Origin of the sequence: Nitrobacter hamburgensis X14, assembly GCF_000013885.1 — a bacterium.
In the GTDB taxonomy this organism is placed as follows: Bacteria; Pseudomonadota; Alphaproteobacteria; order Rhizobiales; family Xanthobacteraceae; genus Nitrobacter; species Nitrobacter hamburgensis.
The window spans coordinates 1,157,524-1,173,051 of sequence record NC_007964.1 but is presented as its reverse complement, the minus strand read 5'-3'; the positions used below and the strand labels follow the sequence as shown (position 1 = coordinate 1,173,051).

11 protein-coding genes are annotated in these 15,528 nt (G+C 60.9%); 3 read left to right on the top strand and 8 right to left on the bottom strand.

Annotated elements, in window-relative coordinates:
• Window positions 1–291 precede the first annotated feature (291 nt).
• A complete protein-coding gene (locus tag NHAM_RS05340) occupies window positions 292–933 on the top strand; it encodes a ParA family protein (RefSeq protein WP_041357732.1) in 642 nt (213 codons plus the stop codon).
• A gap of 48 nt (window positions 934–981) precedes the next feature.
• On the opposite strand, the gene NHAM_RS05335 is transcribed toward NHAM_RS05340, so the two are convergent.
• Together NHAM_RS05335 and NHAM_RS05330 are read right to left on the bottom strand one after the other, a co-directional pair.
• Complete coding sequence (locus tag NHAM_RS05335; RefSeq protein ID WP_245270054.1) at window positions 982–1,437, bottom strand: helix-turn-helix domain-containing protein; 456 nt, start codon at window positions 1,435–1,437, stop codon at window positions 982–984.
• Window positions 1,438–2,236: 799 nt separating this feature from the next.
• Window positions 2,237–3,931: a methyl-accepting chemotaxis protein gene (locus NHAM_RS05330; RefSeq protein ID WP_011509589.1), complete on the bottom strand. Its 1,695-nt coding sequence runs from the start codon at window positions 3,929–3,931 to the stop codon at window positions 2,237–2,239.
• Between the two features lie 528 nt (window positions 3,932–4,459).
• Here NHAM_RS05330 and pabB point away from each other — a divergent pair.
• Window positions 4,460–6,574 (top strand): aminodeoxychorismate synthase component I, encoded by a 2,115-nt coding sequence (pabB, locus tag NHAM_RS05325; protein ID WP_011509588.1) that lies wholly within the window; start codon window positions 4,460–4,462, stop codon window positions 6,572–6,574.
• A 176-nt stretch (window positions 6,575–6,750) separates the two neighbouring features.
• Window positions 6,751–7,680 (top strand): LysR family transcriptional regulator, encoded by a 930-nt coding sequence (locus NHAM_RS05320; protein WP_011509587.1) that lies wholly within the window; start codon window positions 6,751–6,753, stop codon window positions 7,678–7,680.
• A gap of 132 nt (window positions 7,681–7,812) precedes the next feature.
• Here the strand turns inward: NHAM_RS05320 and NHAM_RS28830 are convergent, their stop codons facing one another.
• The 6 genes from NHAM_RS28830 to NHAM_RS05295 form a co-directional block, all read right to left on the bottom strand.
• Window positions 7,813–7,944, bottom strand: coding sequence for a hypothetical protein (locus NHAM_RS28830; protein WP_011509586.1), 132 nt, complete (start codon window positions 7,942–7,944; stop codon window positions 7,813–7,815).
• Between the two features lie 42 nt (window positions 7,945–7,986).
• On the bottom strand, window positions 7,987–10,194 hold the full coding sequence (locus tag NHAM_RS05315; RefSeq protein WP_011509585.1) for a xanthine dehydrogenase family protein molybdopterin-binding subunit: 2,208 nt from the start codon (window positions 10,192–10,194) through the stop codon (window positions 7,987–7,989).
• 163 nt (window positions 10,195–10,357) lie between these two features.
• Window positions 10,358–11,374 carry an FAD binding domain-containing protein gene (locus NHAM_RS05310; RefSeq protein WP_011509584.1) on the bottom strand — a complete coding sequence of 339 codons (1,017 nt, stop codon included), beginning with the start codon at window positions 11,372–11,374 and terminating at the stop codon, window positions 10,358–10,360.
• On the bottom strand, window positions 11,371–11,877 hold the full coding sequence (locus NHAM_RS05305) for a (2Fe-2S)-binding protein (protein ID WP_011509583.1): 507 nt from the start codon (window positions 11,875–11,877) through the stop codon (window positions 11,371–11,373). Before NHAM_RS05305 ends, NHAM_RS05310 begins: the two co-directional genes overlap by 4 nt.
• A 128-nt stretch (window positions 11,878–12,005) precedes the next feature.
• Complete coding sequence (locus tag NHAM_RS27480; RefSeq protein WP_198137003.1) at window positions 12,006–12,767, bottom strand: hypothetical protein; 762 nt, start codon at window positions 12,765–12,767, stop codon at window positions 12,006–12,008.
• A gap of 407 nt (window positions 12,768–13,174) precedes the next feature.
• Window positions 13,175–15,511, bottom strand: a complete 2,337-nt coding sequence (locus tag NHAM_RS05295; RefSeq protein ID WP_011509581.1) for a Tex family protein — start codon at window positions 15,509–15,511, stop codon at window positions 13,175–13,177.
• Between the last annotated feature and the right edge of the window lie 17 nt (window positions 15,512–15,528).

The following is a 15,528-nucleotide window of genomic DNA, read 5'->3' as shown; positions in this document are numbered from 1 at the left end:
TGTTAACGCACATTTGACTGATATTATCGGTGGCGGGCTGGTGAATGGCGTAAAAGCCCGCTTCACAGGCGTATTTCGGTCAGTCAGTTTTGACGAACATCCGCTGGCTATTCGAAATTCGCCGACAAGGCATGCATGAGGACATGCATCACGATCAGACATTGCCGCAACCGAGATCCGACCGATCGCCGATTGTGATTGCCGGTTAAGAATTGGTAACGTTGACAGGCATTTTTACCTGGAAATGTGAGGATCTGTTATCGTGGCGCCCGAATGAACTCTCCCGGACCGATGCGGAGGATTATCACGGTTACCCAGCGCAAGGGCGGTGTCGGCAAAACCACGATTGCGGTCTGCGTCGCCGCCGCACTCGCCCGCCGCGGCCATGACGTTGCGCTGGTCGACAGCGACCCTCAACGCTCCGCCTCGCAGTGGGCGGAGCCGGGTAATCTCGAATTCCCCGTCTATGAAATGGCTTTGGAGCAAATGTCGGTGTCCGCCTGGGCCCAGGACGTGCGCGGCATCCAAGCCGGCGTCGTGGTCATCGATACCGCTCCCAATGCGCGTGGAATGGGAGCCTCAATCGCCCTGGCCAACCTGACCCTGGTACCCTGCACTCCATCCGGCCTCGATCTCGACGCGACACTGCAGACTCTTGCGATCATCGACGCAGCGCGGGAACATCGGGGGGATCGGATCAAGGTGATTCTGGTGCCCAACAGAGTAGACCGCCGCACGCTTGAGGGACGGCAACTGATCGATGAGTTGAGCGGATTCGGTGAGATCGTTGCGCCGCCGATCGCCAGCCGTGCGGCCTTCGTCCGCTGCTTCACCAGCGGTCAATCGGTCGCGAGCTTCATGCCAGGAGATGCCGCCGATCGGGAAATCCAGCAACTCACGGATGCAATCGAACGGGCTGACCGAGATGAATAGCGCGACGTCCGCCGTCGATCGCGATCCCTGCTCTCCCTTGACGGGCAACTACCTGGAATTGGAGGGACCAAGCAGAGCCTGGATCACACCTTGCGTGCCGGATTGACGAGACGAGCCGGCAACCGCGGCTTCCTCCAGCCTCATTTTCTCAAGCAACAGATCCGTGACTATCTTCCGAAGCCGCTGGTTCTCGAGCTTAAGCTCCTCCAGAACTCGGCGCGTCTCGTCCATCGTCGGCGGGTTGGTGAACGCCTTGCCGTCGTCTGCGCGATCCTGGGAAATATCTGCTTCGGGCTTGGGCAGAGGCAGTTTCCGCCACCGGTGCAGCGTCATGACGCTCACGCCAAGCGCCTTGCAAACATCCACCTGGGATTTGCCTGCGCGAGCAAGTTCGTCTGCCCGGGCCAGTTTCAAAAGAATTTCCTCGTGCGAATGCTTCTTCATCTTCCCGCCTAAATGCGCTCGGGTCATCGCCACCGGCGAGAAGTCGCCTCGAGCCGACACCAGAATCAATGTAAATACTCACCGTCAAAAACAAAGCTACAGCAGAAATATTCGGCAAGCCCGCGCCAGCTCAAGTGTCAATCATCATCCGCGATCCGCGCAAGTTAGCCTTTGGTGTTAGCTGCAGTGCAATGTAAACTTGCAAGCGGCCGACCGGCCAACAATCGTCGCGACCCCGAGTCTCATTTTATCAACAGATGCTGAACATTGCCACCATTGCGATTATACAGCGAAACATCGTGAGAGCATTGCTCTCTAACAGTATATCACCTCTTCAAACTATGGGGCGATACCGCCTGCGCCCGATCCGATCCCTCCCTATCGCGGCGCGCCACACTTCTCGCGCTCGCCAAATCCCCTGCAAAAAGCCATCTGCCTGCATCCTGCGTAATCGCAGCAGAACTGCCGGTCAACCTCGGACCGGTGCGCGATTGTAACGATTACTTGCGCGGACCAACGGCGCTCATGTGATGATTTGCGAAGCTCCACAGACGCGCCCACAGTCCCGCCGGGACCCTCTCCTTCCGCTCACGCAAAGGGACCTGTACCCGACCGATGCCGAGATCACTTGACGGTTCACGGCGTGTTGCACCGAAACCTATTTTTGCTAGTGGTCCTTTGATTCTAACATTTGCAAGGGCGCCCGCTGAAACGGGACGCAAATGGTAGAATCGGACCACTGGATCATGCTGTTGGTCAATTCTGCATACCCTCGCCACTCCATGGCAAGGAGCGCGTGGGCACAGCACTGACCCGCGCCAGGTTGCGCCTTTCCGACGCCTCGTCACGTGTCGATGCTTTATGCAACCCGAACGGAGTTCAGGAAGTTGTTGACCTCTGCCTTGAGCCGGGCGCTGTCGCGCGACAGCGTTTGCGCAGCGGACAATACCTGGGACGATGCAGTTCCGGTTTCCGCCGCTCCGCGCTGGAGATTGCCGACATTCGAGGAGACTTCCTGCGCCCCCTGGGCGGCGTGCTGCACATTGCGGGAGACTTCCTGGGTGGTCGCGCCCTGTTCCTCGATGGCGGACGCGATCGTGGAGGAGATTCCCGAGAGTTTTTCGATGGAATTGCGGATCTCGTTGATCGCGGCGACGGATTCCTGCGTGGCAGACTGGATGCCGCTGATCTGCTGGCCGATTTCGCCGGTCGCCTTGCCGGTTTGCTCGGCGAGCGCCTTCACTTCGGAGGCAACGACCGAAAACCCCCGGCCGGCTTCCCCGGCGCGCGCCGCCTCGATGGTGGCGTTCAGGGCGAGGAGGTTGGTCTGACCCGCGATATTGTTGATCATCTCGACGATGTCGCCGATGCGCGACGCCGCGCTCGACAGCGCGCTGACGCGCTCCGTCGCCGAATGCACCTGATCGACGGCATCGCCCGCCATGCGCGCCGATTCCTGCACCCGCTGGCTGATTTCGCGAACCGAGGCGGTCATCTGCTCCGTAGCCGAGGCCACCGAATTGACGTTCGAGGAGGCTTCGGTCGAGCCGTTGGCGACGCGTGCAGCAAAATCCTTTGCATGGTCGGCATTCGACGCGAGCGTGGTTGCGGAAGCCTCCAGTTCGGTCGCTGAGGTCGCGACAGCCCCAACGATCTCGCCGATCGCCGCTTCGAAGGAATCGGCGATTCTCGTCATGTCCGTCTTGCGCTGGGCCTCGGCCCGGCGTTGCGTGGAATTGACCTCTTCCCGGCTGAAGCGAATCAGCGTCTGAACGGTCTGAAGGTTGCGGAGTGCTTCGCCGATCTCGTCGTCGCGCTTGATCTCGATGCGATTGTCGAACTTGTCGTAGACGAGGTTCAGCATCGTCTCGTTCAGGTGCTGCATCGGCCCCTCAAACGCACGAAGCGTCTGGCGTCCCACGATCCCCCCGACGGCGACCCCGGCAATGGCAAGAAGGCCGAGGACGAGGCCCCACGTCCCGCCAGCCACGGTTGCCCCCAGCACACCACAGGTGAGCAGAAAAGCAGCCTGCAGCGCGATCAGCGTCGTCATTCGCGCCCGTATGGTGCGGGTGAACAGCCCGAAACGATCGAAGAACGACCGTTTCCGGATGATGCCGGCATCGATCCGGTATTGATGCGGCCGCTTTTCGCGAATGGCTGCATAAACGTCTTCCGCCAGCGCGCGCTGGTCGGCGGCAAGCTTGGTGCGGATCGAGGTATAGCCGGTGACCTGCCCGTTCTGCCGGAGCGGCGAGGCGCTCGCCAGCACCCAGTAGAAGCCGCCGTTCTTGCGGCGGTTCTTGATCGCTCCGACCCAGGGCTTCTCGGCCTTCAGGGTGTCCCAGAGATCCTCGAACGCTTCCGCCGGCATGTCCGGGTGGCGGACGATGTTGTGCGCCTTGCCGATCAACTCCTCGGATGTGAATTCCGCTGCGTCGATGAAGTCTTCGTTGACATAGGAGAGACGGCCTTTGAGATCGGTCCTGGAAACGATCAGCGTTTCGTCGGAGACGGGGTATTCGTCATCGGTAACCGGAAAATTTTTGCGCACGGGAAAACTCGTCGATCTGTTGTGGTTGAAGCAAGCGGCACGACCGATGCGCTGCCATGACGCGATTCGCGAGGAATTGCGTGAGCAGAACTCGGTAGCGATGCCCTCAAAAGCTTACCTGGGACAAACGCGCGTCGGGGCTGGGTGACAACTGGGCAAGCGAACCATCGCGGGGGCACCTTCTGTGGCTTACCGGGGACTCGGCTCTCGTCTGATCCATGTCGAATCGGAAACAGGATGGAGCAATTCGGTTAAAAAAGGATGGTTGGCGGTTCTCGCACACTATCAAGCATGGCCTTCAGTGGAAGAATGCGCCTTCCGGCTGCGACCAGCACGGCGCTCTACAACCGCCTCATCCGCAGGAGGCCGGTCGGGCGTATCCGGCCGCATCGGCTGGAAACCCTGCTTCGCGGATCGACGGCAGCGGCTAAAGTTGATACTAAATCCGAGTCCTGCGGAACAATTCGGGTATGAATCTATCGACGCCCACCGCTTCGTGCGGGCGTGGATGCGTGTCGAGGTCATGTGGTGAGGACGCTGATAATCGACAACTACGATTCATTTACCTACAACCTGGTGCATTTGATCGCAGATATTAATCAGGAAGAGCCCCTCGTCGTCCGCAACGATACAACGACCTGGGACGAACTCTCTGGGAGACGCTTCGATAATATCGTCATCTCACCGGGGCCCGGACGACCCGACCGGGTGACGGATTTCGGCCTGTGCAAAGCTGCCATCGAAGCGGCCACAGTTCCCTTGCTTGGCGTGTGTTTGGGACATCAGGGCCTTGCCATTGCGTCGGGCGCGTCCCTGGAGCGGGCTCCATCTCTCGTCCACGGACGCACCTCCGGAATCGTGCACCAGGGCTCCGGCCTCTTCGCAGACATGCCGCCATTATTCAACGCGGCGCGCTATCATTCCTTTGTTATCCAGCGCCCCCTCCCCTCCACTCTTGAGGAAATTGCCCGCACCGAAGATGGCCTCGTCATGGGCATCGCTCGTCGTGGCCGGCCGCAATGGGGCGTTCAATTTCACCCGGAATCGATCCTTACCGACAATGGCCGCATCTTGCTGCGAAATTTTCGCGACCTGTCGTTTCGCGCCTCGGGAAGAATATCAACGCCACCCCCGGCACGTGCGGACAAGCGACGTGCGACAGCGCCAACCGCGGCGACCCGCAAGGCCTTCTGGGTTGAAATCCCGCGTGCGATCGACACTGAGGCGGTGTTCTGCTCGCTCTTTGCCGACCAACCCTTCGCCTTCTGGCTCGATAGCAATCTCGCCGGGTCGGCGCTGTCGCAATGGTCTTACATGGGAGATGCATCGGGGCCCCATGCGGCGACGGTCCAGTATCGCAGTCACGACCCAATGATCGTTATCGATGATGCTCACGGTCACCGAACCGAGAACGTCGATATATTCGAGTATCTTCAAAGGGAGCGTCCCAGCCGGCCGCAGTCGGCGCCGCCCTGTCCGTTCGTCGGCGGGCATGTCGGCTGGTTCGGTTACGAGCTGCGACATGATTGCGGTTCGCCGACCGGGCGGCGCGCCGCAACACCCGACGCATTGTGGATCCGTTCGGACAGATTCGTCGCCGTAAACCATCTGGACGGGAAAACCTATGTGTGCGCCATCGATCATCCCGGCGAAGCCGGCCGCGCGCAGCATTGGATTCAATCGACACTCAAGCGAATCGAATCGGCACGCAGACCGCCTATGGAAGTACCCGACGCGGTCGGCCGGGACCCGCTTGAGTTCCTTATGCGGGATGGGAAAGCCAGCTATCGCTCCAAGGTCGCGCGCTGTCTCGACTTGATCGCACAAGGCGAGACTTATCAGGTCTGTTTGACCAACGAGCTTTCCTGTGCCGCCACGGTCGAGCCCCTGCGGGTTTATCGCGCAATGAGACGCGTCAATCCCGCTCCGTTTGCGGCTTTTCTCAAATGGCCTGGCGGGGCCGTCCTCAGTGCGTCGCCGGAGCGATTTCTTGCAGTCGATGCAGACGGCAACATCGAAGCAAAGCCGATCAAAGGAACGGTCCGGCGCGATGCCGATCCGCTTGAAGACGAGAGGTTGGTCGAAATGCTGCGAGCCAGCCGAAAAAACCGGGCAGAGAACGGGATGATCGTCGATCTGCTGCGTCACGATCTATCGCGCTGTTGCGAGATCGGGACTGTATCCGTGCCGAGCTTGTTCGACGTCGAAACGTATCAGACGGTCCACCAGTTAGTCAGTACGATACGCGGTGTTCTGAACCCGGAGCACACGCTCATTGACGTGCTGCGCAGCGGCGCGTTTCCGGGAGGATCGATGACCGGCGCGCCGAAATCTCGCACCCTTGAGCATATCGATCAGTTGGAACAGCGTGCCCGCGGCATCTATTCCGGCTCGCTTGGCTGGCTGGGTGACGATGGCGTTGCCGATCTGAGCATCGTGATCCGATCCATCGTGTCGGCGGATGGACGGTTCTCGATCGGTGTGGGAGGTGGTGTCGTTGCAGAATCGACGCCAGACGGGGAATTTGACGAAATGCTCCTAAAGGCCGAGGCTTCGATCAAATCGATCGTCATCGCCGCATTTGGAAGCTTTAGCGATGATCACTATCAACTCTTGGAATCCAGCGATGGTATGGCTCCCTAAGCTAGCAGTTCGCTGAAGAACTCACTCGCCACGAGGAGGAACTGGTACCGTGCTTGGGCCGTCCTGGTCGGGGGCGGTTGACGCCGCCTTCACACGCAAAATGAGGGGTGGCGTGCATCGGGTGTAGCCTACTATGTTTGGGTGTTATCCATCGGCTGGACCGATAGAGGGTGCCGATGCTTGAAAGCGTATCGTTCGACCAGTTGCGGATGTTCGTGGCTGCGGCCGATGAGGGCAGCTTTTCGGCCGCGGCGCGCCGCGTGCGAAGAACCCAATCAGCGGTCAGCGAGGCGATTCTGAGTTTGGAGACGCAGCTTGGCGTCGTGCTATTCGACCGTGCGGGGCGTTATCCCAAGCTGACGACGGACGGTGTTGTCCTGCTGGCGGACGCGCGCGCGGTCATCAGCGGCGTCGACGCCATGAAGGCACGAGCGAAGGGAATTGCTGGCGGGCTCGAGGCCGAACTGACCGCTGTCCTCGACGTGTTTCTGCCGATAGAGGTGATCGCCGAAGCGGCGCGTGAATTTCGTATCCAGTTCCCTGCGACGCCATTACGCATTTATGTCGAGGCGTTGGGCGGCGCGGTGCAGCCGGTTCTGGATGGCCGAGCGAGCATCGGCGTTGTCGGTTCTCTGCCGACGCTTCCGCCCGGTCTGATCAAGGAACGCCTGTTCGACGTCAAACTGATGATGGTGGCCGCAGCGAGCCATCCTCTTGCATCCTACCGTGGTACCATCCCCAAGGAGGAGTTAGCGCGGCATGTGCAACTTGTCCTGACGGACCGATCCACTCTCACCGAAGGCCGCACCATCGGCGTGATGTCGCCATCCACCTGGCATCTGGCGGACCTCTTTGCCAAGCATGCCTTCCTTATCAGTGGCCTGGGATTTGGAGGCATGCCCCTCCATACCGTGGCAAGGGATATTGCCAAAGGGCGGCTGGTCGAGCTTTCGATTGAAGAGGCGCCGCCTGGAGGGCTGCCTCTGCCCATGTTCGCAGTCTATCGGGAAGGCGAGCCTCCGGGGCCAGCCGGGCGATGGATGATCGAGCGCTTGAAGAACTGCTCGGCAGGCGTCGCAGCGAAGGAGACCTCGCGAACGTGCTGAGCGGAGCATGCCGTTAGGGCGCAAGATCGCTGCGCCCGGTTTGGTGGACGGCGAGACGGTATTGTCCGTCTTCCGAAAGCAGTCCGAGTGCAGCGCCGAGTGTTGGGCCGGCGCGGCGTATCGGTCATCTCGCTACTTCTTGCGAGACTTTTCCGCTTCCGATTGCATAAGGCCCTTCATGCTTGGAGCCGCCGCAATCACTTTCGGCTTTTCCTTCTTCGGCTTCTTGGTTTCGCGGTTTCCGCGTTGCTCGCCTTTTGCCATGGTTCAGTCCTCCGGCCCGGAGCGGGCCTTCGATCACACAAGCTAGGTGTCCCGTGTTAACTTGTCGAGAGTGATCGGGAGATCTCGCACCCGTTTGCCTGTGGCATGATGGACCGCGTTGGCAATCGCCGCGGGAACGCCGACGATGCCAATCTCGCCCAACCCCTTGATGCCCATCGGGTTGACGATGTCGTCCTGCTCGTCGACGAAGATCACCTCGACGTCGTGGACGTCGGCATTCACCGGCACATGATATTCGGCGATATTGGCATTCATGATCCGGCCGAAGCGGTGGTCGATCAGCGTTTCCTCATGCAGCGCCATACCGATGCCCCAGATCATGCCGCCCATTACCTGACTGCGCGCGGTCTTGAGGTTGAGGATGCGTCCCGCAGCGACCGCACTGACGAGGCGAGTCACGCGTATCACTCCCAACTGCTCGTCCACCTTCACCTCGGCGAAGATCGCCGAATGGGCGTTGTGAGCGTGTTTGCCGTCGTTCTGGAACTGCGTGGCCTTTTCCTGCGCGATACGGTCGACGCCGGCGTGCCGCATGACGTCCGCAATCGGAATCGTGCTGCGCGGCGGCTTTTTGGAGATAATGCTGCCATCGGCCAGCGCCACGTCGTCAGCCGTCGCGCCCTTCAGCGGCGAATCCGGCATTGTCTGCGCCTGCCGCAACAGTTCGTCGCGGATAGCGTTGCTGGTGGTGAGGATGCCGTTCGAGACCGACGCGGCAATCCATGACCCTCCTTCAACCGGGGATTGCGGCAGCGTCGAGTCGCCGAGCTTGACGGTGACGTTGTCGATCGGCAGGCCGAGCATGTCGGCGGCGACCTGCGCCATGATCGTATAGGTGCCGGTGCCGATATCGGATGTCGCGCACGCAACTTCCGCGTGGCCGTTGGCCGTCAACGTGATCCGCACGGTGATCGGGACCTGCAGCGCTTCCCAGATGCCGGTGGCCATGCCCCAGCCAATCAGGTCGTTACCGTCGCGCATCGAGCGTGGTGCGAGATTGCGCTTGTTCCAGCCGAACGCCGCCGCGCCTTGGCTGTAGCATTCGCGCAAGCTTTTGCTGCTGAAGGGCAAGCCGGTGATCTGATCGCGATCGGAATAGCATTTCAGCCGCAGTTCGAGCGGGTCCATCTTCAGTGCGACCGCAAGTTCGTCCATCGCCGCTTCCAGCGCATAGACACCGGTCGCAGCACTTGGCGCGCGCATGTCGCACGACGTCGGCAGATCGAGATGCGCGAGTTTGTGCGCGTAGCTTGCCGTCTCGCTCTTGTAGAGCAGGCCGGACCATGTGGTCTCGTTGCGGTGGAAGTCCTCATATTGCGAGGTAGTAGTGGTGGCATCATGGATGATCGCATTCAGCGTGCCGTCCGGCTTCGCGCCAAGCTGGATGCGCTGGATCATCGCCGGGCGATAGCCAACCTCGTACATCTGCTGTCGCGTCAGCACGACGCGAACCGAGCGTTTGAGCGCACGGGCGCCGAGCACGGCCAGCACGACCTGAAACTGCGGTCGCAGGCCGGAACCAAAGCCGCCGCCCATATAGGGCGACATCACCTGGATTTCGTCGGACCTGGCCTCGAACACGCCGCATAGATAGCGCTGAACGTTCTGCACGCCCTGGGTTTTGTCGTAGACCGTGAGCTTGCCGTCGCGCCACACCGCTGTTGAGGCAAACAACTCCATTGGATTGTGATGCTCGACCGGCACATAGTATTCGGCATCATGCCGGATATCCGAAGCCGCAAAGGCTTGCGCGGCATCGCCGCGAGGTTTGGCCGGCGCATCGAGCGGAACCGCGTTGCCCCGCTGCCGTTCGATATCGGTGATGTGTGGCTGCTCGTCATATTCGACGCGGACGAGGGAGGCGGCAAAGGTTGCGGTCTCGAAATCCTCTGCCAGCACCAGCGCGACCGGCTGGCCGTTAAACCTGATCTCGCCGTCGTAGAGCGGACGATAGGGTGAGCCTTGCTCGGGTGCGACGTCGTCCTTGTAGGCCTTGTCGTTATTTGCCATCGGCGGCCGATTCTCGTGGGTGAGGACGGCGATGACGCCATCGACCTTCGCAGCTTCGCTGGTATCGATCCGCCTGATCCGACCTTTGGCGATGGTCGAGGTGACCACGCTGCCATGCACAAGGTCGGGTGCGCCGTGCTCACCGGCGTAGCGTGCGGCGCCGGTGACCTTGTCGCGCCCATCGACGCGGGGCGTGGCTGTACCGATATAAGACGTCATGGTTTTGCTCGCTTGATTGGTTCCTGGCGTCAGCGGCGCCGCTGTGCTTCCGCCTAATCCGTATCCCATGGCGCCGACAGCGACGGCGCCTTCCAGCACACTGCGGCGGCTGATGCCATTAGTGTCGTAAGAACCGGATCGGGTGAAGCGCGCCATAACCAGCTCATGCGATTGTCTTATTAGATTGCGATTGCGGTGTGCCGTTCGCGGCTTGCGTCAACCCGCGAACGATGACGCGCCGAGCGAGGTCGATCTTGAAGGTATTGTGGCCGAAACCCTTAGCCTCGTGCAGAACGATGTCGGCCGCGCGAGCGAAGGTGTCGTGAGTGGCGGGCTGTCCGATCAAGGCTGCTTCGGCTTCCGGATTCCGCCACGGCTTGTGGGCCACACCGCCGAGCGCCAGCCGCGCATCGTGGATTGTGCCGCTATCGATCTCGAGCGCGGCCGCGACCGAGACCAGCGCGAAGGCATAGGACAAACGATCCCGGATCTTCAGATAGGTGTAGTGCTTGTTGAAGCGCTGCGCTGGCAGTTCGATGGCCGTGATGATTTCTTTCGGATCGAGATTGGTATCACGCTGTGGCGTGTCGCCGGGCAGGCGATGGAAATCCGCCATGGCAATGGCGCGCTCACCGTCGGGGCCGGCGATATGCACCTTGGCATCGAGCGCCGCCAGCGCGACGCACATGTCGGAGGGATGGGTGGCGATGCAGGCATCGCTGGTGCCGAGGATGGCGTTGATCCGGTTGATACCGTCTTTTGCCGAACAGCCGGAACCGGGCTCGCGCTTGTTGCATGGTGTCGCGACATCATAGAAATAGAAGCATCGGGTCCGCTGCAGCAGGTTGCCGCCGGTGGACGCCATGTTGCGCAGTTGGGCCGAGGCGCCGGCGAGGATGGCGCTCGACAGCAGCGGATAGCGTTCCATCACCAGTGGATGCCAGGCGAGGTCGGAATTCGGCACCAGTGCGCCGATGCGCAGACCGCCGCCGGTCGTTTCCTCGACCTTGGCTAGCGGAAGGTGCGAAATGTCGATCAGCCGGCCGGGGCGCTCGACGTCGTATTTCATCAGGTCGACGAGATTGGTGCCGCCGGCAATGAACTTTGCCGAGGCATCGGCCGCGATCTGACTCAGGGCGTCAGCAACGTCGGTTGCGCGCGAGTACTGGAAATTGTTCATGACGCATCCATGGCCTGCGCAATCGCAGCGACGATGTTCGGATAAGCCGCACAGCGGCAGATATTTCCGCTCATCATCTCCCGAATGTCATCGGGTGTCTTCGCCTTGCCTTCGGCGATCAGGCCGACCGCGGAGCAGATCTGGCCCGGCGTGCAGTAACCGCACTGGAGCGCATCGTGATCAATGAAGGCCTGCTGCACCGGATGGAGGACGCCATCGGTCGCAAGACCCTCGATGGTGGTCACCTCGGCGCCGCCTTTCATCACCGCAAGCGTCAGGCAGGAATTGATCCGTCGGCCGTCCACCAGCACCGTACAGGCACCGCATTGGCCATGGTCGCAGCCTTTCTTGGTCCCCGTCAGGCCAAGACGATCTCGCAAAGCATCGAGCAACGTTGTCCAGGGAGCAATATCGAGCTTTACCTTGGCGCCGTTGACGGTCAGTTCAATGCTGATCAGGCCGGGAAGCGAAACGGTTGCCGGAGCGGTGTTTGACCGGGCCATGCCGATACCCCCGCTAGTCTGGAAGAACAGGCGATAACGCGATCCCGGCCCACATGTTCCATGGGGGCCACCAACACCAATCCGAACGATAACGAATGCCGTACGTAATGACCGTTTCGCTTGCGTCGTTACTGCAACGGCATCGGCGGCCGCGGAGCGCTGTTGTCGCCAGGCTGCGGCGGAAGTCGGGCCGATCCGGGCGGCTGCGCCGGAATGTAGGCGTCGTGTTGTATCGGTCCTTGCGGGTGTATCCGCCTTTCAGTCGCCGGCGGGGGCGGAACGGAAGGACTGTGTGGAACTGCCGCTTGAGGCGAGGTGCGTTGTCGCCGTGGCGGAACAGGCGTTGCCCGGTGTTGCACAGGCTTGGGGTGCGCTTCGCGCTCTGCGGCCGTTGCGATCTCTCGGTGCAGTTGCTGCTGGCTGGCTTTCAACTCCTCGACCGCCTGCTTCAGCGCGGCGATGTCGTTCGCCATTGCCTCAAGCGACTGTGCAGTTTCGGCCGGAAGCGCGGCTTGAGCTGGTGGAGGTTGCGTCGGCGCCGTAACTGGATCCGTCGATGGTGTTAACGGCTGGGGTGCGACCGTCGCGGCGTCTTGCGCGGGTTCCGCTTCGGCAGTTGGCTGAGGCATGGCCGCTTGAGCCGCCGTGTCCTGCGCTTCAGTTAAGTTGGCGCCTTGTGGGGAGGCGAAAGTCTCCATTAGAATTTGCGGCAGTGGCATAAGGCGCGAAAGCCTCTGTTTGGCCTCTTCACCGTAGGAGTGCCAGGCCGTCGTTGCGGCAATGCCGGCACAGATGGCCAACAGCACTTTGAAGATACCGCGATGAGACCGTGCGCGCGGCATTGTATTGACGTGCGCGTCGGCGTTGTCGTTCGACGGCGCAACCTGCAACAATGATTCGTCGATCGGCTGAGACGTCTCCGTCGATGGAGACGTCTCTTTATTTTCAGACGGATCATGTGCGATGCGTGGCGCCAGGTCGCGAAGCTGCGCGACGATAGCGTCGTGCGGATCGGCCTGAGAACCAGCCGGTCGTGATCTGAATAACATTGGAGCCCCAAGTTGCTTGCTGCGCGGCCGGGGTTCGGCCGGGTCTGCATGTCGAGAAGGAGGCTCTGCGCTTTGGCCTCAGCAAGGCGGCAAGATGAAAAGTGTAAGGCAGGGGAACCGGCGACAGAGCGCTTTCGAGCCGAGCATCTCCTTAGGCTTGACCCGAGGATGGATACCTGTTCGCGTGAAGAAAACGCGCTAAATCAAAATCATAAAGCACCGCTTCTAACTCCATCAGAAGCGGGGTTCTATGACTTAGTCTTGCCGCTTCCGCTCTTCTCGGTCGCGCGCCGCAGGGCTTCAGCAAGCGCTCCGCCGCCGGACTGCTGATGCGGCCTGGCCGGCGGCGATGTCATCGGGCGGGTTTTGTCTCGTGGGAGGCCTTGCGCCGCACGCTCGCTCTTGCCGCCGAGTTCGTCATCGAGACGGAGCGTCAATGCGATCCGCTTACGGGCGACATCCACCTCCAATACCTTCACCTTGACGACGTCACCCGACTTTACGACCGCGCGCGGGTCTTTGACAAAGGACTTCGACATCGCCGAAATGTGGATCAGGCCATCTTGATGGACACCGATATCGACGAAGGCGCCGAACGCCGCCACGTTGGTTACGGCACCTTCGAGGATCATACCGGGTTTAACATCCTTGAGTGTCTCGATTCCCTCTTTGAACACCGCAGCCTTGAAGGCCGGGCGCGGATCGCGACCGGGTTTTTCCAGCTCGCGCAGAATGTCGACCACGGTCGGCAAACCGAAGGTGTCGTCAACGAAGTTCTGCGGCTTGACCTGACGCAGGATATCCACGTTTCCGATCAGCGCCTTGATGTCGCTCCTGGTTGCAGCAAGAATTTTGCGCACGACGGGGTAAGCCTCCGGATGGACTCCCGAGGCATCGAGCGGGTCGTCGCCGCCGGTGATCCGCAAGAAACCTGCGCATTGCTCGAACGCTTTCGGCCCCAGCCGGGGCACCTGCTTCAGCCCCTTCCGTGTCTTGAACGGCCCATTGTCGTCACGGTGTTGGACAATGGTTTGCGCCAACCCCGCGCCGATCCCTGATACGCGTGCCAGAAGCGGCGCAGACGCCGTGTTGGCATCCACTCCGACCGCGTTAACACAATCCTCAACCACCGCATCGAGGGAGCGAGCCAGCTTACTCTCGCCAAGGTCATGCTGATATTGTCCCACCCCAATCGCCTTCGGATCGATCTTGACCAGTTCGGCCAATGGATCTTGCAGTCGTCGAGCAATCGATACCGCGCCGCGCAGCGTGACGTCGAGTTCGGGCAGTTCCTCGGACGCAAAGGCCGACGCCGAATAAACCGAAGCGCCGGCCTCCGACACCACGATCTTCGACATCTTCATATCGGGCAGGAGTTTTACCAGATCCATAGCGAGCCTGTCGGTCTCGCGCGACGCCGTGCCGTTGCCGATCGCGATCAAGTCGACGCGATGTTGAACGGCGAGCTTGCCGAGCGTGGCGAGCGTGGCATCCCATTGCCGCTGAGGCTCGTGCGGATAGACGGCCGTGGTCGCCACCACCTTGCCGGTCGCATCGACAACAGCGACCTTGACGCCGGTGCGGAATCCGGGGTCGAGACCCATGGTTACGCGCGCGCCCGCCGGCGCCGCCAGCAGGAGGTCGCGCAAATTCGACGCGAACACGCGTACCGCCTCCTGCTCGGCCGCGTTCCACAGTCGCATCCGCAAATCAACATTGAGATGAACCTGGATCTTGGTCCGCCAGGCCCAGCGCACCGTTTCTATTAGCCACTTGTCGCCGGCCCGGCCACGATCGGAAATCGCGAAACGCCGCATGATCTTCAATTCGCAGGGGCTGACCGGGGCCGGCGTAGCGGAAACTGGTTCGGGCAACATTTGAAGGTCGAGGATATCCTCTTTCTCACCGCGAAACATTGCGAGGATGCGATGCGACGGCAACTTGGTGAGCGGCTCGCTAAAATCGAAATAGTCCTTGAACTTTTCGCCCTCGGTCTTCTTGCCGGAACGCACGGTGGACGCCATCAGACCGTTCGACCACATCTGTTCTCGCAGCGCGCCAATCAGGTCGGCATCTTCCGCGAAATGTTCCACCAGGATAGCGCGGGCGCCGTCGAGCGCAGCCGCGACATCGGCGATCGACTTTTCGGCGTTGACGAACGGCTCTGCTACCGTCTTTGGATCATTCTGCGGTTCGGCCAGCAGCAAGTGAGCCAACGGCTCCAGCCCGCGCTCTTTGGCGATCTCAGCTTTGGTACGGCGCTTCGGCTTGAACGGAAGGTAAATGTCCTCCAGACGCCCCTTGCTGTCGGCAGCGAGGATCGCCGCTTCCAGTGCGGCGTCGAGCTTGCCCTGTTCGCGAACAGAATTGAGAATCGTGACACGACGGTCTTCAAGTTCGCGCAAATAATTCAAACGTTCTTCCAGCGTCCGCAATTGAGCGTCATCCAGCGAACCCGTGATTTCCTTGCGGTAACGGGCGACGAAAGGAACAGTTGCGCCACCGTCGAGCAACGCTACCGTCGCTTCGACTTGCTGCTCGCGAACGCCGAGTTCTTCCGCGATCCGTCGATTGATGTTTGCCACGCGCGATCTTTCTGAAC

Bases quoted from the DNA above. Each gene is read 5' to 3' on its own strand.
- NHAM_RS05340 (WP_041357732.1), top strand. From the start codon at position 292: ATGCGGAGGATTATCACGGTTACCCAGCGCAAGGGCGGTGTCGGCAAA.
- NHAM_RS05320 (WP_011509587.1), top strand. From the start codon at position 6,751: ATGCTTGAAAGCGTATCGTTCGACCAGTTGCGGATGTTCGTGGCTGCG.
- NHAM_RS28830 (WP_011509586.1), bottom strand. From the start codon at position 7,944: ATGGCAAAAGGCGAGCAACGCGGAAACCGCGAAACCAAGAAGCCGAAG.
- NHAM_RS05315 (WP_011509585.1), bottom strand. From the start codon at position 10,194: ATGACGTCTTATATCGGTACAGCCACGCCCCGCGTCGATGGGCGCGAC.
- NHAM_RS05310 (WP_011509584.1), bottom strand. From the start codon at position 11,374: ATGAACAATTTCCAGTACTCGCGCGCAACCGACGTTGCTGACGCCCTG.
- NHAM_RS05305 (WP_011509583.1), bottom strand. From the start codon at position 11,877: ATGGCCCGGTCAAACACCGCTCCGGCAACCGTTTCGCTTCCCGGCCTG.